We start from the raw sequence: 21261 nt of genomic DNA, 5'->3' as shown, positions 1-21261 counted from the left end.
TAAATTTAAAAGAATTAAAATGTCAGAAAATAACAACAAACTAAAATCCTTAGACGAGATTGTATTTGAAGGTAGAAATAAAGCGTATGGAGCTTATGACATGAGAATGTCTGAGAAGAGTACATTATTGAAAGCTTTCATTCGTGGATTTATAGTAATTGCGATTTTAGCTTTTGGTCTTATTGCTTCTGCAACAGGTTTGTTTGAAAGTAAAAAGTCAGAAGACGTAGTCGTAGATGTTCAGCTTGAGGATTTGAATATTCCTGAGCCTCCAAAAGAGGAAGAAGTGGTTGAACCAGAGCCACCAAAGCCAGAGCCAGAACAAAGATATCAAGAAGAAACAGCTCAGGTTAGAGTGGTTATGCCAGAACCTAAAGCTCAGCCTAAAAAAGAAGAGCCTATTGTCGAAGTAAAGGAAATGGCCGATAAAGATTTAGGTTTAGTAGATAGAGAAGGGCCAAAATCAACAACACAAACTGGAGGTGCTAATGAAGTAAATACTAAAAAAGAAGCACCAAAGGATACACCAAGTACTCCTAATCCAGGGAAAGGTACAGAACCTGCAGCTCCATCTACAGTAACTGCTCGTACAGCGGCTGTAATGGCGGTATATCCTGGTTGTGAGAAAGATGCTGCAAAAGGTAAACAAGCTGCAACAGACTGTTTATCTAAAAAGTTATCACAAGATTTACAAGACGAGTTGCAAGATTTTGCGAATGACGCTGCTGGTCAAGGTTTATCTGGTGTAGTAGCTGCTAAACTTTCTTTCCAAATTGATACGGAAGGTAGAATCGTTGGAATTTCTCCAATGGGTGATGCTAAGTTAGGTCCTGAAGCTAAAAAAGCTTTAGAGCGTATTACACAACGTCAACAAAAAAGAGGGAAAACGATCAAACCTGCTCAAACAGAAGATGGTCGTGCTGCGAAGTTGAATTTCAATATTCCAGTTAAAATGCAAATTGAGTAAGACTTAATTTCATATATAAAAAAAGAGGCTAAAATTAATTAGCCTCTTTTTTTTTGTGTTTAAATTTTAGAACAGATTTATATTTCTAATAAAATCCCCGCAGGTTTTAATTATCATATTTGATAAAATAAAAAGCATCTTCATTCAATTGAAGATGCTTTTTTGATTATAAGAGTTTATTCTTAATTTAAAACGTAAAACCTTTCAATAAGCTTGTATATCGTTCAATTCCGTGTTCTATTTCGGATAAATAAATATATTCGTCTGGTGTGTGAGAACGAGCAGAATCTCCAGGTCCCATTTTTACGGTTTCGAAATTCATCATTGCTTGATCTGACATCGTTGGCGAACCATATGTTGTACAACCTAATTCTATTCCTTTTTGTACAATTGGATGATTTTCTGAAATACGTGAAGAATTTAAACGCAACGAACGTGCTTTAACTTCTGCTTTTGGCAAACAACTCGAAATAATATCAACGACTTCTTGATTTGAATATAATTCGTTCACGCGACAATCTACAACCAAACGACATTCATCTGGCACAACATTGTGTTGCTTTCCTGCTTCAATTTGTGTAACCGTCATTTTTACTGGTCCTAACATATCAGAAACTCTTTCGAATTGATACGTTTTGAACCAATTCATCACATCAATTGCTTCGTATATAGCATTTACACCTTCATTTCTTGCAGCATGTCCAGTTTTTCCTTTTACAATAACATCCATTACAACCAAACCGCGTTCTGCAATTGCCATGTCCATTTGTGTAGGTTCTCCTATAATTCCCAAATCGATTTTTGGTAGATTTGGTAAAATACTTGCAACATTCAATTGTCCTGAACTTTCTTCTTCAGCTGTGATTGCGACAATCAGATTAAATGGTAAATCATCATTCAAGAAATTGATATAAGTAGCCAATAAACTTACCGCAGAAGCTCCTGCATCGTTACTTCCCAAACCTACTAATTTATCACCTTCGATTGTAGCTTTTAATGGATCATATGTCCAAGAAGAGCCAAATTTTACAGTGTCGTGATGAGAGTTTAATAAAATTGTTTTTTTGTTCTCATCAAAATTTGGATGAATACTCCAAACATTGTTATTCTGACGATGAGCCGTAGCACCATGATCAGTTAAAAACTTGAAAATAATATCGGCCGTTTTATCTTCTTCGCTCGAAAAAGATTGAGTTTCGATTAATTGACACAACAAATCGACAGCTTTCTTTTTGAGAACAGTTAATTCTAACATAAAATTGTTTTAATCTCTGAGTTAATGTTGCGCGCGTGCACCAAACATACATTTTTTACACCCGCATTGATTACTTTGAATGAATTGTCTAATTTTGGAATCATTCCTTCGAAAATTACACCTTCTTCTTTTAACTGCAAATATAAAGTTTCGTTAATTTTTGGAATCAATGTTGTGTCATCATTTACATCACGAAGTACGCCAATTCTATCAAAACAGAAATTTAATTCTACTTCATTTTCTTGTGACATAGCAACCGCAATTGTAGAGGCAATAGTATCTGCATTAGTATTCAACAATTGTCCATTTCCATCATGTGTAATCGCACAAACTACTGGTGTGATATTGTTATCAATTAATAATTGAAATAATTCTTTGTTGACACTTTCATGATTCAAATCTCCAACAAAACCATAATCAATAGTTTTTACAGGACGCTTAGAACCTTTGATTGCATTACCATCTGCACCAGATAATCCTAATGCATTGCATCCAAATTCTTGTAATTTAGAAACGATAGATTTGTTCAAATTTCCAGCATATAATCCTGTGACAACATCCAATGTTGGTTTGTCTGTAATGCGACGACCTTCGATCATTTTTGGTTCGATTCCCAATTGATTTAACATCTTCGAAGCACCTTTTCCTCCTCCATGAACCAAAATTTTAGGTTCTTTAATTTCGGAAAACGTTTGTAGGAATTGTTCTAAGTCTTGCTCGTTATCGATAATTCCGCCTCCTATTTTAATAATTTTCAACATTTTAATAAATATGTAAATTTTGTTTGCTTTTTTTTGGTGATACAAAAATATAATATTTAACTTTGCATCTCAGTATAATAACTGAATATCTTGTTGATTAATGGAAGAAATTACTGAAATTGTTCTTCTCAATTATGAGAGTAGCTTTCGCAATGAAAGCACACCTTTTGGTTCTCATATTTTACTTAAGTGTGATGACAAAAGGTCATCTTTTCTCAATTCCTCTTTATTAATCGACTTTCCCTTAAATTATGTATGTTAGAATAGCAAATGCAGATGATGCCAAGTACACAGAATTGTTGTGCGAATGGTACGAAGAATCAGCTCGTATGAGAAAAACGGGTATTGCTAAACGAAATCCAGTTTATCTTGAACGCAAAATGCGTAATGGAAATGCTGTGATTGCTTTTGATGATGATGATCAAATAGCAGGGTTTAGCTACATAGAAACGTACGAAGAAGAAAAATTCGTCGTAAACTCAGGTTTAATTGTTCGTACAGATTTAAGGAGTTCAGGAATTGGACGCGAAATAAAACACGCTGTTTTTGAATTGTCACGTACAAAATTCCCGAAATCAAAAATCTTTAGTATTACAACTTCTTTAGCTGTAATGCGTATGAACACAAAATTAGGATACAAGCCAGTAACATTTTCGGAATTAACACAATCGGATGAATTTTGGAATGGATGTAAAAGTTGTAAAAACTATCACATCTTGATGGAAAATGATCGCGAGCGTTGTATTTGTACAGGATTGGTTTATGATAACCTTGATGACGAGTACGCTAAGCGCGCATTGGCAAATCAATCAAAAAAAGAAGATGAATAAATATACGAACTAAGGTTTTTTTTTGTCTAAAATGAGTATATTTGCATAAAATTTCGAATAAATATTCAAAATGAGTAATAAAAAATACAGATTCCAGATTATAAAAGATTTAATAACAGATCAAGAAATAAGTAATCAAGACGAATTATTAAAAAAATTAATCGATTTAGATATCTCCGTTACTCAAGCAACTTTATCGAGAGATTTGCGCGAATTGAAAGTTTCAAAAGTTCCTAATAGTTCAGGACAATACATTTATCGCCTTACAGAAAGTGCTGTTCCAACAGCAACCGTTACACATAACGAAAATGCAAGTTTGATTTTCTCTAAAAATTTGGGAGTTATCAAAACAAAACCAGGTTATGCAAACAGAATCGCTTTTGAGATTGACAACACACATTTCAATACCATAATTGGAACAATAGCTGGAGACGATACGGTATTAATCGTAATGAAAGAAGAGAGTAGCCGAGAAGAGGTTACCAATGAATTAAGAAGAATTATTCCCAATATAAACAAATAAACAAACAATGAGCAACAAAGCAGTTTTAGCTTACAGTGGAGGTTTAGATACATCGTACTGTTTGGTTAACTTAACAAAAGATCAAGGAATGGAAGTGCATACAGTAATTGTAAATACTGGTGGATTTTCGGCAGAAGAGTTAAAAGATATCGAAGCACGTGCCTACGAATTAGGATCTTCTAAACACGTTACAATTGATATTACAGACAAATATTACAACGATTGTGTTCGCTACTTAATCTACGGAAACATCTTAAAAAATAACACTTACCCATTATCAGTAAGTGCAGAACGTATGTTCCAATCAATTGCAATTGCTCAGTATGCAAAAGATGTAGATGCAGAATACATTGTACATGGATCTACAGGAGCAGGAAATGATCAAATTCGTTTTGATGTTGCTTTTGCAGTGATTTCACCACAATCTAAAATCATTACACCAATTCGCGACGAAAAATTATCTCGTCAACAAGAGGTAGAATATTTACAAGCAAATGGTGTAAACTATAGTTGGGAAAAAGCTAAATACTCTATTAACAGAGGAATTTGGGGAACATCTGTTGGTGGAGTAGAAACATTAACATCTAACCAAGCGTTGCCAGAAGAAGCTTATCCAACACAATTATCAAGAACAGAACCATCTGTTATCGAAATTGAATTTGAAAAAGGTATTCCAGTAGGTTTAGATGGAGAAAAATTATCTCCAGTTGCATTAATTCAAAAATTAAACGAAATCGGTGGTGAATATGCAATTGGTCGCGACATCCACGTAGGAGATACAATTTTAGGTATCAAAGGACGTGTAGGTTTCGAAGCGCCAGCAGCTTATTTATTAATCAAAGCACACCACTTATTAGAAAAACATACACTTACAAGATGGCAATTGTTGCACAAAGATTCGTTATCAAACTGGTACGGAACTTTATTGCACGAAGCACAATACTTGGATCCAGTAATGCGTGATATCGAAGCATTCTTAGAATCTTCTCAAAATCATGTAACAGGAAAAGTGAAAGTACAATTAAATCCTTATCATTTCTCAATGATTGGAATCGAATCGCCTTATGATATGATGCAATCTAAAGTCGCTACTTATGGAGAAGAAAACGAAGCTTGGGATAGTAGAGATGCAAGAGGTTTCATCAAAATATTTGGTAATCAATTAAAGATTGTTCATAGTTTCGATTAATTGATTCTTTAAAGTGGATTCCAACGAGTCCACTTTATTTTAGAAATATAGTAGAGGTATTATACCTTAAAAAAACACGCGCAAAACATAACAAATGACAAACAAAATTAACGTAAGCATTGTAGGAGGTGCTGGCTACACAGCAGGCGAACTGCTAAGAATATTGATACATCACCCGATGGTTAATATTTCGTCTGTGTACAGTACATCAAATGCAGGCAACCCCGTTACCAAAGTGCACGACGATTTGTTTGGAGAAACTGACATCGTATTTTCGGATAAAATAGACGAAAATGCTGATGTCGTTTTTTTATGCCTTGGTCACGGAAAATCGGCAGAGTTTTTAAAGAATAATAAATACTCAGCCAACACAAAAATTATTGATTTGAGCAACGATTTTCGATTAAATGAGAACCACATTTTCGAAGATAGAACGTTTGTTTACGGTTTACCAGAATTAGATCGCGAAGCAATCAAAACAGCTCAAAATATTGCAAATCCAGGTTGTTTTGCAACAGCTATTCAATTAGCATTGTTACCATTGGCAGCGAAAAATGAAATCAAAAATGATATTCATATCAATGCTGTAACGGGTTCTACAGGTGCTGGACAAAGTTTATCAGCTTCTACGCACTTTAGTTGGCGAAACAATAACGTTTCTTTCTACAAAGAATTTACGCATCAACACGAAGGAGAAATTTACCAAACATTGAATCAATTAGAAAAAGATTTCAATAACAAAGTATATTTCTTACCAATGCGAGGAGATTTTGCGCGCGGAATTTTAGCAGGTGTTTATTTAAAATCTGATTTATCAGAAGAAGAAGCAAAAAATATCTTCAACGAATATTACAAAAACGAACCTTTTACACATGTTTCTGACGCACCAATTGCATTGAAACAAGTCGTAAATACCAACAAATGTTTTTTACATATCCAGAAACAAGACGATGTATTGTTAATCACTTCTATCATCGATAATCTAACAAAAGGAGCTTCTGGACAAGCCGTAGAAAACATGAACTTGATGTTCGGTTGGGAAGAAAACTTAGGACTTAATCTTAAAACTGTGGCGTTTTAGAAGGCTTAAGGCTGAAAGCTTAACGGTAAACGATATGCAAGATTTTAGGAACATAAAAGTTTGGAATGAATCTCATCAACTTGCTTTGAAAGTTTATGAAATAACTTCTGAATATCCTCAATATGAGATGTTTAATCTAACCTCTCAATTAAGAAGAGCTTGTGTATCTATCCCGAATAATATAGCAGAAGGTTGTGGTAGAAATTCGGATAAAGATTTTTTACGATTCCTTCATATCTCTTTAGGTTCTACAAATGAAACGCTTTATTTATTGATTCTATCAAAAGATTTGAAATTGATAACAGGAGAAATATTTAAAGAACTTGAATATAAAGTTGAAAAAGTAAAAGCGATGTTATTAGCTTTTATTAAAACAATTAATAATCGTTTAGCGTAAACCGTTAAACGTAAAACTTAAAAGAAAATGAAACTATTTGACGTATATCCATTAATGAATGTAACTCCGGTTAAAGCTAAAGATTGTATTCTTTGGGACGAAAACGGAAAAGAATATTTGGACCTTTATGGAGGTCACGCAGTGATTTCTATCGGTCACTCGCATCCATATTATGTTGAGAAATTAACAGAACAAATTAATAATATCGGGTTTTATTCAAACTCAGTAAATATTCCGATTCAGCAAGAATTGGCAGAAAAATTAGGTAAAGCATCAGGTTACGAAGATTATACTTTATTCTTGATTAACTCTGGAGCAGAAGCCAACGAAAATGCAGTTAAATTAGCCTCTTTTCATACAGGAAAAGACAGAGTAATTGCGTTCAAAGATGCGTTTCACGGACGTACTTCGGGAACAGTTGCGTTGACAGATAATCCAAAAATTGTGGCACCTTTTAATGCACATCATAAAGTATCTTTTGTCAATTTTAATATTGATGAAGTAAAAGAAGTAATTGCAGGAGGAGATGTAGCAGCGGTTATTTACGAACCAATTCAAGGAGTAGGAGGAATTATTTTACCAACAGACGAATTTGTACAAGAATTAAGAAAAGTTTGTACAGAAAATGAAGTGGTTTTAATCGCAGATGAAATTCAATGTGGTTACGGACGCTCAGGGAAATTCTTTGCACATCAACATTCTGGTATCAAAGCAGATTTGATTACGATGGCAAAAGGAATGGGGAATGGATTTCCAATCGGTGGTGTTTTAATTTCTCCAGAATTTAAAGCTTCTTACGGATTATTAGGAACAACTTTTGGAGGAAATCATTTAGCTTGTGCTGCAGCGGTAGCCGTTTTAGATGTGATTGAGCAAGAAAACTTAATCGAAAATGCAAAAGAAATTGGAGAATATGTTGGAATCCAATTAAATAAATTTCCAAAAATTAAAGAAGTTCGTGGTCGAGGATCAATGATTGGAATCGAGTTTGATTTCCCAATCGGCGAATTAAAAAATAACTTAGTTACAAAACACAATATTTTTGTAGGCTACGCAGGTACAAACGTTATTCGTTTATTACCACCTTTAACAGTAACAAAACAATACATAGATAAATTCATATCAGCTTTAGAAACTGAAATTAACATTATCATCAATGGATAAGACAGTAAAATTAGTATTCCAAGACGGATTAGAAATCGAAGGAAAATCTTTCGGTGCGTATACTTCTGCCGCAGGAGAAGTAGTATTCAACACAGCTTTGGTTGGATATAATGAAAGTTTGACTGACCCTTCTTACAAAGGGCAGATTATGGTGATGACAGCTCCAATGATCGGAAACTATGGTGTTCCAGATGATAAAGCAATGATTAATGAAATTGAAGCTTGGATGGAATCGAACCAAATTCAAGTAACTGGATTGGTTGTTTCTTATTATGCTGATGATTATTCGCATTGGAACGCTATTCAAAAATTAGGAGCTTGGTTAGAAAGTCAAAATATCCCTGGTATTTATGGCGTAGATACACGTATGATTACAAAAAAATTACGTGAGCAAGGTTCTACTTTAGGAAAAATTGTAGCTGATACAGATGTCGCATATTACGATCCGAACGAAGATAATTTAGTAGATCAAGTTTCTTGTAAAGAAGTGATTCGTTACAACGAAGGTGCTGATGTCAAAATTGTTTTGATTGATTGTGGAGTGAAAAATAACATCATCCGTTGTTTTGTAAATCGTGATGTTGAGGTAATTCGAGTTCCTTGGGATTATGATTATTCAACATTAGAATATGATGGATTATTTATCTCAAACGGACCTGGAGATCCAGCTTTATGTGTGGCTACGATTGAAAATATCAAAAAATCATTACAAGAAGACAAACCAATTTTCGGAATCTGTTTAGGAAACCAATTAGTAAGTTTAGCAGCTGGTGCATCTACATTTAAATTAAAATACGGACACCGTTCGCACAACCAACCAGTACAATTAGTTGGAACAAAGAAATGTTTCATCACTTCTCAAAACCACGGTTTCGCAGTAGATGATTCAAAATTACCAGAAGGTTTCAAAACATTTTTCACGAACTTAAATGATGGTACGTGTGAAGGAATTCGTCACGAATCAAAACCAATCTTTACAGTTCAATTCCACCCAGAAGCAATGGGAGGACCAGTTGATACAGAATATTTATTTGATGAGTTCATCGAAGAAGTAAAAAAATATAAAAAGTCTTAATAATTGATGTTAAGGTATATATTCATATTATTTTTCTTTACAATTAATTCGTTTGGATATGCAACTGAACAGATTAAAGATCAAATGATTTATAATGGAAAAACATATTATATACAAAATGTTTTTTTGAATAAAACATTGTTAAGTAATTATGTTTATGAGAACTTTTTGACGAATAATTATTTTAATACTGCTCTTTGGAGAGGATATATGGCTACATATGAGATAGTAAATAATAAAGTCGTTTTAGAAGATATTAAAAGTTTCAAAATGAAAAATTCTAATGATTCTAATAATATTAAAAGTGAAACTGTTATCAACAATGATATTGAAAAATTAATAGAAAATAATCCTATTAATAACGTAATCATATTATCTGATACAGATGATTATTATGAAGAAAAATCTTTTGAAAATGGTGAATATTTTGTTTTAGAAATTGAAAATAGTAAGGTAACTAAAAGTTTTAAATTTAATTATAATCAATTAGTTCAATTTAAAAGAGACCAATTCAAGCTTTTTTCAAAAACTAAAACTGCTAAGAATTTTTTATCAGAATGTAAAAAAGATGCTGAAAAACAATATCAAGATAGTTTAGAAAAAGGAAACAAAGAATTAGCTTCAGTTTATAAAAAATATGATTGTAAAAATATTTTAGAAACAGACATGTTCTTTTATCTAAATGAAAATAATATATACCGAAAAATATTAAACAACTAATTTTAAAATTAATGAAATCTCATATAAAAAAAGTATTAGTATTAGGATCAGGAGCATTAAAAATTGGTCAAGCTGGTGAGTTTGATTATTCTGGTTCGCAAGCGTTAAAAGCGTTAAAAGAAGAAGGAATAAAAACAGTTTTAATCAATCCTAATATTGCAACTGTTCAAACTTCTGAAGGTATTGCAGACGAAGTTTATTTCTTACCTGTAACACCTTACTTTGTAGAAAAAGTAATTCAAAAAGAAAAACCAGACGGAGTTTTGGTTGCCTTTGGTGGACAAACTGCCTTAAACTGTGCAGTTGAGTTGAACAAAGAAAATATTTTCGAGAAATATGGTGTTGAGGTTTTAGGAACTCAAATTCCAGTAATTGAAGCAACGGAAGACCGTGATATTTTCATCGAAAAATTAGACCAAATTGGTGTTTTAACTGCTCGTTCAGAAGCAGTAGAAACTGTAGAAGACGCAATGGCAGCTGGTAAACGCATCGGTTTCCCATTAATCATTCGTGCGGCGTACGCTTTAGGAGGTTTAGGCTCTGGTTTCGCAAATAACGAAGAAGAATTATTAGATTTAGTTGAAAAAGCATTCAATTATTCTTCTCAAGTTTTAGTGGAAGAATCATTAAAAGGATGGAAAGAAATTGAGTACGAAGTAGTTCGTGATTCTTACGATAACTGTATCACAGTTTGTAACATGGAGAACTTCGATCCTATTGGTGTTCACACAGGAGAGTCAATCGTTATTGCACCTTCTCAAACTTTATCAAATTCAGAATATCATAAATTACGTGAAGTTGCCATTCGCACAATTCGCCATCTTGGTGTAGTTGGAGAATGTAACATTCAATATGCTTTCGATACTGTTTCAGAAGAATATCGTGTAATCGAAGTTAACGCTCGCTTATCTCGTTCGTCAGCTTTGGCGTCAAAAGCAACAGGTTATCCTTTAGCTTTCGTGGCTGCTAAATTAGCTTTAGGTTATTCTTTAGATGAGTTGAAAAATAGTGTAACGCAAACGACATCTGCGATGTTCGAACCTGCGTTAGATTATTGTGTAGTGAAATTGCCTCGTTGGGATTTAAATAAATTCTACGGTGTTCGTCGTAACATTGGTTCTGCAATGAAATCTGTTGGAGAAGTTATGGCTGTTGGACGTTCTTTCGAAGAAGCAATTCAGAAAGGAGTTCGTATGTTAGACATCGGACACAGAGGTTTTGTAGCAAACGGATTTAAGATTCCAGAAGGAGAATCTTTGGATACTTGGTTAGCTGAGCCAAATGACGAGCGTTTATATGCGATTACTGAAGCTTTCAAAGCGGGATATTCGATTGAAAAAATTCATGATTTAACAAAAATCGATTTATGGTTTTTACAACGTTTAGAAAGAATTTTTAATGTATCAAAAGAATTTGAAGCATTAGAAAGATTTGAACAAGTTGAAGCAGATTTAGTAAAACGTGCAAAATTATTAGGATTCTCGGATCAACAAATTGCAGTTTTAGTAAAAGGAGATCAAAACGTACACAGAAACGAATTAACAGTTCGTGAATTACGTAAAAACTTCGGAATTAAACCTGTTGTAAAACAAATTGATACGTTAGCAGCAGAATTCCCAGCACAAACAAATTATTTATATGTAACCTATCACGGAACTGAAAATGATTTGGAGCCAGAAACTGAGAAAGCAGTTTGTATTTTAGGATCTGGAGTTTATCGTATTGGTTCGTCTGTAGAGTTTGACTGGTGTTCTGTAAATGCAGCGCATACAGCATCAAAAAATGGTTACAAAACAATTATCATCAACTATAATCCAGAAACGGTTTCGACAGATTATGATGAGTCAGATCGTTTATACTTCGAAGAATTGTCTTTTGAACGTGTAATGGATATTTTAGATTTTGAACAACCTAAAGGAACAATTATTTCGACAGGAGGTCAAATTCCGAATAACTTAGCGATGAAATTGTACGATCAATCAATTAATATTTTAGGAACTTCTCCTTTAAGAATTGATGATGCAGAAAATCGTCACAAATTCTCAGAAATATTAGATGAATTAGGAATCGATCAACCACGTTGGAAAGAGCTTTCTTCTTTAGAAGCGATTCACAAATTTGTGGAAGAAGTTAATTTCCCAGTGTTAATTCGTCCTTCTTATGTCTTATCTGGAGCTGCGATGAACGTAGTTTCGAATACACATGAGCTAGATGCTTTCTTGAAATTAGCGAAAGAAGTTTCTCCAGATTATCCAGTTGTAGTTTCAGAATTCGTACAAGGAGCAAAAGAAATTGAGTTGGATGCAGTTTGTCAAAATGGAGAAATTGTAGATTACGCAGTTTCTGAACACGTAGAATTTGCGGGAGTTCACTCAGGAGATGCAACAATGTATTATCCACCACAAAAAGTGTACATCGAAACAATTCGTCAAATGCGTAAAGTTGCAGCGAAAATTGCAAAACGTTTCGAAATTTCTGGACCAATGAACATTCAGTTTTTATCAAAAAATAATACAGTTCGTGTTATCGAAACTAATATTCGTGCTTCTCGTTCGTTTCCATTCGTATCGAAAGTTGCAGGAAATAATTTAATCGAAAAAGCAACAAAAGTTTTATTAGGATTAGAAGTAGAAAAAGGACATTCAGAAATCGTTTACGATTTAGATTATGTAGGAGTGAAAGCTTCTCAGTTCTCATTTACACGTTTAGCAGGAGCTGACCCAGTTTTATCAGTTGACATGTCTTCGACAGGAGAAGTAGGGTGTATCGGTGATACAGCAGAAGAAGCTTTATTAAAATCAATGTTATCTGTTGGATATGAAATTCCTGAGAAAACCGTTTTAATTTCTGGTGGACCAATTGCTTCTAAAGTTGCTTTATTAGAGCCTGCGAAACAATTAATCGCAAAAGGTTACAAAATTTATGCAACAGAAGGAACGCACAAATTTTTTACAGAAAATGATGTGTATTCTACGCTTGTTTACTGGCCTTCTGATAAAAAAGAGCCAAATGTAATGTCTTATTTACATGACAAGAAAATTGATATGGTGATCAACATTCCGAAAAACTTAACAAAAGCGGAATTAGACAACGATTATCAAATTCGTCGTACAGCTGTAGATTTCAATATTCCGTTGGTAACAAATGCACGTTTAGCTTCGGCTTTCATTAATGCATTTACAAAATTATCGATGGATGATTTAAAAATCAAAACTTGGAACGAATACCGTAATAAATAGAAATTAGAATCTAGATATTAGAAGTTAGAAAGCCTCGCATTTGCGAGGCTTTTTTATGTTGTTAGTGTTGTTTGTCATTCCGACAAAGGAGGAATCTAAATTTATTTTCTTTTTCTAAAATTGAAGAATATACTAATAGTCAATAAAAATCCTAAAAGACTTAAACCTATCCAATAATATTTATTTCTTTTTTCGGCTGATAATTTATACAATTCAAACTCTTTTTGGATTAAATTCTCTTTACTTGAATTTGGAGGAGGCGGAATATTAAGAGTGTTTTTTTTCAGATATTCTTTACTAAGTTTTTCTAATTCTTCTAATTCAGATTGTTCAACAAATTTTAAATCAGAAGTTCTTGTACAAATATTTGTATAGATGCTAAAATCTGTGATAAATCCATAAATTAAATAGGTTTCATTTAATTCGAAGTTACTTCCGCAACCTCCAAACATTGATGAGGCAGGTGTGTAAATAGTTGTATAATATTTTTGTTTTTTATTTGTAATATCTATATTTTTTTTGAAATTTTTCTCGATTTCAAATGTATAAGCAAAAACAGGATTTGAAGAATAATCATAAAGAGTTGTATCAATTTTAATGACTTTTCCTATTATAATTTCATCAAATTCATCAAATGAATTTTTAACAGATGGAAATTCTCCACAACTACAACCAAACGTAAAAGTTGAGATTAAAAATATGAAAGTAAAAAAGTATTTCATTCAAATCAGTGTTTCCTCTAATTTACAATATTTATCCAAACAAAAAATCCACTTCAACAGAAGTGGATTTTTTTATTTCTTGTAAAAATAGTTGGCTTAAAACTCAGCAAAAAAAGCTTCTACTTTTTCTACACCGTTTGCGTCTAAGGCTTCAACCAATTCTTTTTTGATTTCAGTTAATTCTTTCTTTTTCGCTTTTTTCAAAACTGGTTTTGCAGTTTCTAAAAAGTTTTCGATTTGTTCTAAACCACGAGAACTTAAGAATTTTTCGTCTGTTTTTTTCAATTTAGCATAAACTTGTACCAACATTCTACATTGTTCCAAGGCTAAAACGTATTCTTTTACAGTTTCTAACGTAATCATGTAATGCAACATCAATTGTACTGAAGGCATATTACGTTGATGACCAAATTTCGTGTATTTTTCTAATGCAATTCCAAAAGATTCTTTACTACGTTCGATATTTTTATTTAAAGCTGCAGAAATCACAACGTTAAACCAATCGTCCGAATTATCAGAGTTTTGAGCGATATCGAAAAATGCATTATCCGCATTCTCAAAATCTTGTAAACTATAATATGATAAAGCAATTAATTTCTTAGCATCGTACATTTGTTTTGGGTCTTTTGCATCCAATAAACCTTCACAAATTTTGATACACATCTCGAAATTGCTGTTTCCAAATAAATCTCTCGCAGTGTTCAACAACGAATTAGTCGCATTCTGTTCCAACGCTTGCTCGTACATAAATTGACGCGCTCTCAAAACATCCTCGTATGTGATATAATCGTAATTGATTTTCATTTTTTTCGTCTCTTTGTTAATTCGCAACTAAATTAATTAAATCTTTAAGAAAGTACTTAATTATTTATCTTTTTTTAATAAATGTCGAATCACCGTTTCTGCCGCATGCAACCCGAATAAACCAGGCATCCACGAATTAGTTCCGTAAAACGATTTTTTATAATTTTTTCCATCCGTTAATTTAACCGAAGATTCATCAGGAACTTCTGTCGAAAAAACAGCTTTTACACCTTTATTAATTCCTTCTTTTTTTAATCGTTTTCTAACATTTTTTGCCAAAGGACAAACATCTGTTTTGCTAATATCACGCACTTGTACTTTGCTTGCCAAATATTTTCCTCCAGCGCCCATATTGCTGATTACTTTAATTTTTTTGCGTTTTGCAGCTAAAATCAAATTAATTTTTGGTGTAACAGAATCGATGCAATCTAACACATAATCAAAATCAGGAGTGACGATTTCGTGTGTACGTTCTGGACTCAAAAATTCGTTAATACGTGTTAATTTTAATTCAGGATTTATATCCATCAAACGATCACCAACCACATCTACTTTATGTAGTCCAACTGTCGAATGCAAAGCGGGCAATTGTCGGTTAATATTTGTAATGTCAACAGTATCACCATCAACAATAGTCATTTTTCCAACTCCCGCGCGAGCGATAAATTCTGCGGCAAAAGAGCCAACTCCACCTAAACCAACAACTAAAATGTTCGAATTTTTAAGGATTTCTAAACCTTCTTCTTTGAATAATAATTCAGCTCTTTCTTGCCAAACTGCCATTGAAATGTATTTTAATTATGATTGAACTTCGTAACCGAAAATTGCTTTCCAATTTTTCGCTTGTTGAAGTTGTAATTCCTCGATTGTAATTTTTCTCAAATCCGCTGCAAAAGTATAAATTTCTTCAATAGAAATTTCGCTTGCATCATTTTCTAAAAAGAATTGATTCGCAGAAAGATTTGCAAATATAATTTGTAAGTTTTTGTTTGATAGAAGATTTTTACCAAAAGATGCAAAACAATTTTGCGCAATAATTTGATTGAGTAACTGTTCATTCTTATTGAAACCATGAAAAATAAACGGAATCGTCAATTTCATTTGTTTTCGAATCTGTAAAATTTCTTGATAAGCACGAACCGAATGTATAATGACTGGAAGTTGATGTTGCATCGCAATTTCTAACTGTTTTTTTAAAACGTTGATTTGTAATTCAAAATCTGTTTCGCACAATTTATCTAATCCAATTTCACCGATTGCTAAACAGTTTTTATTCGAAATAGTTTGATTAATAATTTCGATTTCTTCCTTTATTGATGAGGTTTTGATGTAAGCTGGATGAATCCCAATCGAAAATAATTTAGCTTCATTATTCAACTCATTTGGAAACTGATTATACAGTTCCAAAACATCTGTTTGATCGGATAAATGATGTGTATGCGCGTTGAGAAACATAGTTCAAATTTAATCTTTTTCAATGATTTTTCGAAATGTTAAAATAGGAATAGAATTTGCTATAGGAATTTGAATGAATTCAGATCATATTTTAAGTCCAAAAATGTTGAAGTTTTTGCCATGGCTTGGTGCGATGGCAATTTTTATGCAAGCTTTGGACGCTACAATTTTAAATACATCTTTACCTACAATCGCAAAAGAATTAGGAAAATCGCCTTTAGAAATTCAGTCGATTATTGTTGCGTATACGTTAACAATCGCTTTGTTAATTCCTTTGAGTGGTTGGCTTTCGGATAAATACGGAACGAAAAAAGTTTTTCAATCTGCTATACTGATTTTTACACTTGGATCCACACTTTGCGCATTTGCCACAACTTTACCTTTTTTAGTCATTTCACGCGTTATACAAGCGATTGGAGGATCGATGATGGTTCCTGTTGTACGTTTAGCAATTTTATATGCTTATCCAAAAAGTGAATTATTAAAAGTAATTAATTTTATAACTATACCAGGGTTAATAGGACCACTTTTAGGACCAACAATTGGAGGTATTTTGGTTGAAACGTTATCGTGGCATTGGATTTTCATCGTGAATATTCCATTCGGAATTATTGCACTTTGGATGACAACTTTTGCGATCCCCGATTTTAAACATCCAGTTTTTAAATTTGATATCAGAGGTTTGATTCTTTTTAGTGGAGGAGTTACTGTCTTAACATTGATTATGGAATTGACATCTTCTCGTGTGATTGGCCTGCAAACTGTATTGGCATTGACTGTAGTTTCTGCCTTTTTGATTGGTTTGTATATTTATCATGCAAAACATAAACAACATCCTTTAATCGATTTGAATTTGTTTAACATTAGAACTTTGCGAATTGGTATTATAGGAAATCTTATTACACGATTAGGAATTGGAGGAATACCTTTTCTTATTCCGCTTTTATTGCAAGTTGGTTATGGATATTCGGCTACTGTAGCGGGATTAATTATGATTCCATCTGCAACAAGTAACATTATTGCAAAATCGTTTGTTGTGCCAATTGTGAATAAATTTGGTTATCGAAATACGTTGATTTCCAATACAATAACTTTAGGATTAATCATTTGTATGTTTTTCTTTTTAGAATCGAAATCACCAATTTATTATATCATTCCGTTAATGGTTTTGAATGGATTTTTTAGTTCAATTCAATTTACGGCGATGAATACCTTGTCTTTAGCCGATTTGGACGAAAATACATCCAGCGAAGGGAATAGTTTATTATCGGTTACACAACAATTATCACTAACATTTGGAATTTCTGTAGCTGCATTAATTTTAGGTGTTTTTAGACAAGCAGGATTTGTAAATGGAGTGGAAGTACAAGCTTTTCGTTATTCATTTTTGACGATGGGCGTGATGACAATTTTATCAACTTACATCTTTTTCAAATTAAGAGAATCTGATGGCGCTTCAATGTCGGGGAAGAAATAAAATTTAGAACATAAAAAAATCTCTACCAAGTAGAGATTTTTTTCGTTTTATATTATTTTGATTTAATCATTGTAAAAATGATGGCGAAGTTCACCTTTCAAGTTTGCTTCGTATTGCGTTTTGAATTCTTCTTTCGAAAGGTTTTGACCTAATAAATAAATGGCTTTGGTAATTGCAGCTTCCATTGTCAAATCATAACTCGAAATTGCGCCCATATTTAGTAACGCATCACTTGTAGCATAACGTCCAAGTTCTACCATTCCGCCAGCACATTGCGTGTTGATGATAAGATGAACTCCTTTATTCGTTACTTCTTCCAGCAATTCAATAAACCAACTATCGGTAAAAATATTTCCTGTTCCGAAAGCCTCAATAATAAAAGCTTTCATGTTCGGAGCGTTTAAAACACTTTCGATAAAAGAACGATTCATTCCAGGGAAAATCTTCAAGACACCAACATCAGCATTTAGATTTTTGTTGATCGAAAGTTTATCCGTAACAACATTTTTTAACAATAAATCTTCTTTCACTTCCAGATGAACACCGGAAACTCCAATTACTGGATAATTCGGCGACTCGAAAGCATCAAAGTTTTCTGCATTAATCTTAGTTGTTCTATTCGCACGAAACAATTTATATTCAAAATACACACAAACTTCCTTGATAATTGGTTTGTCATTTTTACGTAACGAAGCCAATTGAATCGAAGTAATTAAGTTTTCTTTCGCATCTGTGCGCAAATCTCCAATTGGTAATTGCGAACCAGTGAAAATGACAGGTTTCTCGAGGTTATCAATCATAAAACTCATTGCAGAAGCTGTATACGCCATTGTATCTGTTCCGTGCAAAACAACAAAACCATCATAGTTTTCGTAGTTTTGTTGAATGGTTTCGGCAATTTCTATCCAATATTTAGGTTTCATATCAGACGAATCTATAGGCGTATCGAAACTATGATAATCGAAAGAACAATCTAACAGACCCAATTCCGGAATTTGTTTCAACAAATTATCAAAATTGAAAGGTTTCAAGGATTGGTCACCATAATCTTTCGCCATTCCAATTGTTCCTCCTGTGTAAATTAATAAAATTTTTGTTTGCATGCGGTTTGATTAATTTCTGGTTAAAATTAACCATTATAAAAAATCTGTACAACATCTTTTCTTAAACTCCGATATTTTGTAAATTGGATAAATAATTGTGAATATAATTTTAAACTATCAACTTGATGAAACTATTACTTTTAGCCATTACAACTTTGTTAACATCAGCTTATGTTAATGCGCAATCTGACGAAGGATTGTTTGAAGTTGAGTACGAAATGAACGGACAAGAATTGAAATCTTTTGCTTTTTCTACGGATAATTGTGCGCAGAATTTGATTGTAAAATCGTGGGAAAATTGGGTAACGAACAAAGAAGGTTCTTCTGCTTTTCTAAAAAAACACGAAGCGAGTAATATCAAGTTCAAAAATTCGCAAGATGTGTATAAATCTGTGATTAGTTTGGTTGATGAAGAAAATGGAAAAACGACCGTGATTAATACATTAACAGATCAAAATGGAATGACATTTAATAGTAATTCGGCAGAGTTTGATAAAATTTATGCTCAATTGCAAGATTTAGCAACAAAAACGAAGCAAGGTTGTGTACGAAATGAGTTGAGGTTAGCGAACGAAAATATGATTCGATTGACAAAAGAAAACGCTGATGCACAATTGAAAAAAGGAAACTCGATCAAATCATATCTAAAAGATAATAACACCTTATTGAAATTAGAAAGTAAAAAGCAAGCTTTGGGCGATAAGTTAGATTTGGTGGTGAATCAATTGGAAAGAGAATCGAATGATAAAGTAACTGATGGTTTGATGAAGAAAAAGATAAAAACAGAAAATTCTTTGCGATCGATAGAAGATCAAGTAGTAACATTGAGCGGAAAAATACAAATTGCCGAAGAGAATGATAAAGGTTTGGATGCAAAAATTAATCAATTAACAAGTCAAATTCAGCAACAACGCTCGATTACAGAAAATTTAAAAAAGAAATATTCATCAATTGCACGATAATTGTTAGAGAAATTATATATTTACTAAATATCAACAAATAAATATTATTAAAATCAACTCGTTATGGGATTATTTTCATTTATCAAAAATGCCGGAGAAAAAGTCTTCGGAGGTGCAGAAACACCAGAAGAAAAAGCAGCTAAAGTACAAGAACAAGTTGCAAAACAAGGATTTGATTTGTCAGGAGTAACTTTTTCTACTGATGGAGATAAAATTGTAGTAGCTGGACAAGCGTTGGACATCAACGAGAAACAAAAAATTTTAGCAACAGCAGGTAACATTGATGGAGTGGAAGGAGTAGAAGATCAATTAACATTGAAAACACCTTTGAGAATTGAGATTCCAGATTTATCTAAGACAATGTATACTGTAAAAAGTGGAGATTCTTTATCTAAAATTGCAAAAGAAGTTTATGGAGATCCAATGCAGTATCCAAAAATTTTCGAAGCAAACAAACCAATGTTAAAACACGAAGATAAGATTTATCCAGGTCAGGTTTTATATATTCCTCAGGATTAATACAATAGAAATAAAATATTAAGGTTAAAACTCCTACAACCAAATGATTGTAGGAGTTTTATATTTTTACAGCATGGTTTTTGCAGAATATATACTCGCAATAAAAAATAATAGCATATATTCGTATAACTGAAATAAAAAAATAATTATGAAAGTTTCAATTTTGCCAGTAGCGGTTATCGCTGCTTCAACTTTATTTAGTTGTGTGAGTCAGAAGAAGTATGATGAATTACAAAATAAATTCAATTCTGCTTATTCTGAGAACCAAGGATGTCAAACAGAATTGGCTGTAGCGAAAGCTAAATTAGCTAATTTTGAATCTAACCAAGGTCAGTACGAAAACACAGTTCAGAGTGAAAGAAATCAAATTAAACAATTACAAGAACAATTGAAAAATTGTATTAATGGTGGTTCTAAAAATGTTTCTGAATTAGTGAACGAAATCAATCAGTCTAACAAATACATCAAACATTTGATTGATGCGAAAAGCAAATCGGATAGTTTGAATATGGTTTTAACAAACAACTTAACGCGTTCTTTATCTAGCAACGAAGCAAAAGATGTTGATGTTAAAGTATTAAAAGGTGTTGTTTACATTTCGTTAGCTGATAACATGTTGTACAAATCTGGTAGCTACGAAATTTCGCCTGCTGCAGGAGAAACTTTAAGTAAAATTGCGAAAATCATCAACGATTATAAAGATTACGATGTATTGATTGAAGGTAACACAGATAATGTGCCAATTTCTAAACCAAACATCCGTAACAACTGGGATTTATCTGCTTTACGTGCATCTTCTGTTGTACAAGCATTACAAAACCAATACGGTGTTGATGGTAAACGTTTAACAGCTGGTGGACGTGGAGAATATAACCCATTAACTACAAATGCTACTGCAGAAGGAAAATCTAAAAACCGTCGTACACAAATTATTATCTTACCTAAGTTAGATCAATTTATGGATTTAATTGGGCAAGCTCCAAAAAACTAATTTTGATAAAAAAATCAAATTAATATA

Annotated in this window: 21 protein-coding genes; 14 read left to right on the top strand and 7 right to left on the bottom strand. The window is 32.7% G+C overall.

Going from position 1 to position 21261, the window contains the following annotated elements; translation table 11 throughout:
- Nucleotides 1-19: 19 nt before the first annotated feature.
- Entirely contained in the window at nucleotides 20-967 is a 948-nt protein-coding gene (locus N5D03_RS10610; protein ID WP_038336862.1) for a hypothetical protein, read from the top strand.
- A 187-nt stretch (nucleotides 968-1154) separates the two neighbouring features.
- Here N5D03_RS10610 and N5D03_RS10605 read toward each other — a convergent pair whose 3' ends face one another.
- Nucleotides 1155-2222, bottom strand: coding sequence for a M20 family metallo-hydrolase (locus tag N5D03_RS10605; RefSeq protein ID WP_280051628.1), 1068 nt, complete (start codon nucleotides 2220-2222; stop codon nucleotides 1155-1157).
- A complete protein-coding gene (gene argB / locus N5D03_RS10600) occupies nucleotides 2216-2983 on the bottom strand; it encodes an acetylglutamate kinase (RefSeq protein WP_280051627.1) in 768 nt (255 codons plus the stop codon). The genes N5D03_RS10605 and argB overlap by 7 nt, the downstream gene beginning before the upstream one ends.
- 251 nt (nucleotides 2984-3234) lie before the next feature.
- Between argB and N5D03_RS10595 the strand changes: the two genes are divergently transcribed.
- From N5D03_RS10595 to carB, 9 genes are all read left to right on the top strand, one after another.
- Entirely contained in the window at nucleotides 3235-3813 is a 579-nt protein-coding gene (locus N5D03_RS10595) for a GNAT family N-acetyltransferase (protein WP_038336858.1), read from the top strand.
- A 70-nt stretch (nucleotides 3814-3883) separates the two neighbouring features.
- On the top strand, nucleotides 3884-4336 hold the full coding sequence (locus tag N5D03_RS10590; RefSeq protein WP_038336857.1) for an ArgR family transcriptional regulator: 453 nt from the start codon (nucleotides 3884-3886) through the stop codon (nucleotides 4334-4336).
- Nucleotides 4337-4343: 7 nt separating this feature from the next.
- Nucleotides 4344-5525, top strand: a complete 1182-nt coding sequence (gene argG / locus N5D03_RS10585; protein WP_125350294.1) for an argininosuccinate synthase — start codon at nucleotides 4344-4346, stop codon at nucleotides 5523-5525.
- A gap of 94 nt (nucleotides 5526-5619) precedes the next feature.
- Nucleotides 5620-6606 (top strand): N-acetyl-gamma-glutamyl-phosphate reductase, encoded by a 987-nt coding sequence (gene argC, locus N5D03_RS10580; protein WP_280051626.1) that lies wholly within the window; start codon nucleotides 5620-5622, stop codon nucleotides 6604-6606.
- A 34-nt stretch (nucleotides 6607-6640) separates the two neighbouring features.
- Nucleotides 6641-7003 carry a four helix bundle protein gene (locus N5D03_RS10575; protein ID WP_114999097.1) on the top strand — a complete coding sequence of 121 codons (363 nt, stop codon included), beginning with the start codon at nucleotides 6641-6643 and terminating at the stop codon, nucleotides 7001-7003.
- Nucleotides 7004-7030: 27 nt separating this feature from the next.
- Complete coding sequence (locus N5D03_RS10570; protein WP_114999099.1) at nucleotides 7031-8167, top strand: aminotransferase class III-fold pyridoxal phosphate-dependent enzyme; 1137 nt, start codon at nucleotides 7031-7033, stop codon at nucleotides 8165-8167.
- Entirely contained in the window at nucleotides 8160-9242 is a 1083-nt protein-coding gene (carA, locus tag N5D03_RS10565; RefSeq protein WP_280051624.1) for a glutamine-hydrolyzing carbamoyl-phosphate synthase small subunit, read from the top strand. The genes N5D03_RS10570 and carA overlap by 8 nt, the downstream gene beginning before the upstream one ends.
- 126 nt (nucleotides 9243-9368) lie before the next feature.
- The gene (locus N5D03_RS10560) at nucleotides 9369-9962 is read left to right on the top strand and encodes a hypothetical protein (protein ID WP_280051622.1); all 594 of its coding nucleotides are present in this window, start codon (nucleotides 9369-9371) and stop codon (nucleotides 9960-9962) included.
- A gap of 11 nt (nucleotides 9963-9973) precedes the next feature.
- Nucleotides 9974-13201: a carbamoyl-phosphate synthase (glutamine-hydrolyzing) large subunit gene (gene carB / locus N5D03_RS10555; RefSeq protein WP_280051621.1), complete on the top strand. Its 3228-nt coding sequence runs from the start codon at nucleotides 9974-9976 to the stop codon at nucleotides 13199-13201.
- A gap of 101 nt (nucleotides 13202-13302) precedes the next feature.
- Here the strand turns inward: carB and N5D03_RS10550 are convergent, their stop codons facing one another.
- From N5D03_RS10550 to N5D03_RS10535, 4 genes are all read right to left on the bottom strand, one after another.
- Nucleotides 13303-13923, bottom strand: coding sequence for a hypothetical protein (locus tag N5D03_RS10550; protein ID WP_038336845.1), 621 nt, complete (start codon nucleotides 13921-13923; stop codon nucleotides 13303-13305).
- Between the two features lie 96 nt (nucleotides 13924-14019).
- Nucleotides 14020-14727 (bottom strand): hypothetical protein, encoded by a 708-nt coding sequence (locus N5D03_RS10545; RefSeq protein WP_038336844.1) that lies wholly within the window; start codon nucleotides 14725-14727, stop codon nucleotides 14020-14022.
- 60 nt (nucleotides 14728-14787) lie between these two features.
- Entirely contained in the window at nucleotides 14788-15510 is a 723-nt protein-coding gene (locus N5D03_RS10540) for a tRNA threonylcarbamoyladenosine dehydratase (protein ID WP_280051619.1), read from the bottom strand.
- A 15-nt stretch (nucleotides 15511-15525) separates the two neighbouring features.
- On the bottom strand, nucleotides 15526-16182 hold the full coding sequence (locus tag N5D03_RS10535; RefSeq protein WP_038336842.1) for a TatD family hydrolase: 657 nt from the start codon (nucleotides 16180-16182) through the stop codon (nucleotides 15526-15528).
- Between the two features lie 73 nt (nucleotides 16183-16255).
- Between N5D03_RS10535 and mdtD the strand changes: the two genes are divergently transcribed.
- The gene (mdtD, locus tag N5D03_RS10530) at nucleotides 16256-17659 is read left to right on the top strand and encodes a multidrug transporter subunit MdtD (protein ID WP_038336841.1); all 1404 of its coding nucleotides are present in this window, start codon (nucleotides 16256-16258) and stop codon (nucleotides 17657-17659) included.
- Nucleotides 17660-17721: 62 nt separating this feature from the next.
- On the opposite strand, the gene N5D03_RS10525 is transcribed toward mdtD, so the two are convergent.
- Nucleotides 17722-18762: an asparaginase gene (locus N5D03_RS10525; protein ID WP_180905964.1), complete on the bottom strand. Its 1041-nt coding sequence runs from the start codon at nucleotides 18760-18762 to the stop codon at nucleotides 17722-17724.
- A gap of 125 nt (nucleotides 18763-18887) precedes the next feature.
- Between N5D03_RS10525 and N5D03_RS10520 the strand changes: the two genes are divergently transcribed.
- The 3 genes from N5D03_RS10520 to N5D03_RS10510 all read left to right on the top strand — a co-directional run bounded on the left by N5D03_RS10520 (nucleotide 18888) and on the right by N5D03_RS10510 (nucleotide 21234).
- Nucleotides 18888-19724, top strand: coding sequence for a hypothetical protein (locus tag N5D03_RS10520; RefSeq protein WP_280051617.1), 837 nt, complete (start codon nucleotides 18888-18890; stop codon nucleotides 19722-19724).
- A 63-nt stretch (nucleotides 19725-19787) separates the two neighbouring features.
- Nucleotides 19788-20243, top strand: coding sequence for a peptidoglycan-binding protein LysM (gene lysM, locus N5D03_RS10515; RefSeq protein WP_280051615.1), 456 nt, complete (start codon nucleotides 19788-19790; stop codon nucleotides 20241-20243).
- A 148-nt stretch (nucleotides 20244-20391) separates the two neighbouring features.
- Entirely contained in the window at nucleotides 20392-21234 is an 843-nt protein-coding gene (locus N5D03_RS10510; RefSeq protein WP_181816279.1) for a flagellar motor protein MotB, read from the top strand.
- The last annotated feature ends 27 nt before the right edge of the window (nucleotides 21235-21261 follow it).

The sequence above is a fragment of the Empedobacter sp. GD03861 genome (assembly GCF_029840885.1).
Taxonomy (GTDB): domain Bacteria; phylum Bacteroidota; class Bacteroidia; order Flavobacteriales; family Weeksellaceae; genus Empedobacter; species Empedobacter falsenii_B.
The sequence above is the reverse complement of the archived record's forward strand: the minus strand, read 5'-3'. Positions and strand labels throughout refer to the sequence as shown.

Coding starts and splice junctions, on each gene's coding strand:
- N5D03_RS10610 (WP_038336862.1), top strand. CDS start 20: ATGTCAGAAAATAACAACAAACTAAAATCCTTAGACGAGATTGTATTT.
- N5D03_RS10605 (WP_280051628.1), bottom strand. CDS start 2,222: ATGTTAGAATTAACTGTTCTCAAAAAGAAAGCTGTCGATTTGTTGTGT.
- argB (WP_280051627.1), bottom strand. CDS start 2,983: ATGTTGAAAATTATTAAAATAGGAGGCGGAATTATCGATAACGAGCAA.
- N5D03_RS10595 (WP_038336858.1), top strand. CDS start 3,235: ATGTATGTTAGAATAGCAAATGCAGATGATGCCAAGTACACAGAATTG.
- N5D03_RS10590 (WP_038336857.1), top strand. CDS start 3,884: ATGAGTAATAAAAAATACAGATTCCAGATTATAAAAGATTTAATAACA.
- argG (WP_125350294.1), top strand. CDS start 4,344: ATGAGCAACAAAGCAGTTTTAGCTTACAGTGGAGGTTTAGATACATCG.
- argC (WP_280051626.1), top strand. CDS start 5,620: ATGACAAACAAAATTAACGTAAGCATTGTAGGAGGTGCTGGCTACACA.
- N5D03_RS10575 (WP_114999097.1), top strand. CDS start 6,641: ATGCAAGATTTTAGGAACATAAAAGTTTGGAATGAATCTCATCAACTT.
- N5D03_RS10570 (WP_114999099.1), top strand. CDS start 7,031: ATGAAACTATTTGACGTATATCCATTAATGAATGTAACTCCGGTTAAA.
- carA (WP_280051624.1), top strand. CDS start 8,160: ATGGATAAGACAGTAAAATTAGTATTCCAAGACGGATTAGAAATCGAA.
- carB (WP_280051621.1), top strand. CDS start 9,974: ATGAAATCTCATATAAAAAAAGTATTAGTATTAGGATCAGGAGCATTA.
- N5D03_RS10550 (WP_038336845.1), bottom strand. CDS start 13,923: ATGAAATACTTTTTTACTTTCATATTTTTAATCTCAACTTTTACGTTT.
- N5D03_RS10545 (WP_038336844.1), bottom strand. CDS start 14,727: ATGAAAATCAATTACGATTATATCACATACGAGGATGTTTTGAGAGCG.
- N5D03_RS10540 (WP_280051619.1), bottom strand. CDS start 15,510: ATGGCAGTTTGGCAAGAAAGAGCTGAATTATTATTCAAAGAAGAAGGT.
- N5D03_RS10535 (WP_038336842.1), bottom strand. CDS start 16,182: ATGTTTCTCAACGCGCATACACATCATTTATCCGATCAAACAGATGTT.
- mdtD (WP_038336841.1), top strand. CDS start 16,256: ATGAATTCAGATCATATTTTAAGTCCAAAAATGTTGAAGTTTTTGCCA.
- N5D03_RS10525 (WP_180905964.1), bottom strand. CDS start 18,762: ATGCAAACAAAAATTTTATTAATTTACACAGGAGGAACAATTGGAATG.
- N5D03_RS10520 (WP_280051617.1), top strand. CDS start 18,888: ATGAAACTATTACTTTTAGCCATTACAACTTTGTTAACATCAGCTTAT.
- lysM (WP_280051615.1), top strand. CDS start 19,788: ATGGGATTATTTTCATTTATCAAAAATGCCGGAGAAAAAGTCTTCGGA.
- N5D03_RS10510 (WP_181816279.1), top strand. CDS start 20,392: ATGAAAGTTTCAATTTTGCCAGTAGCGGTTATCGCTGCTTCAACTTTA.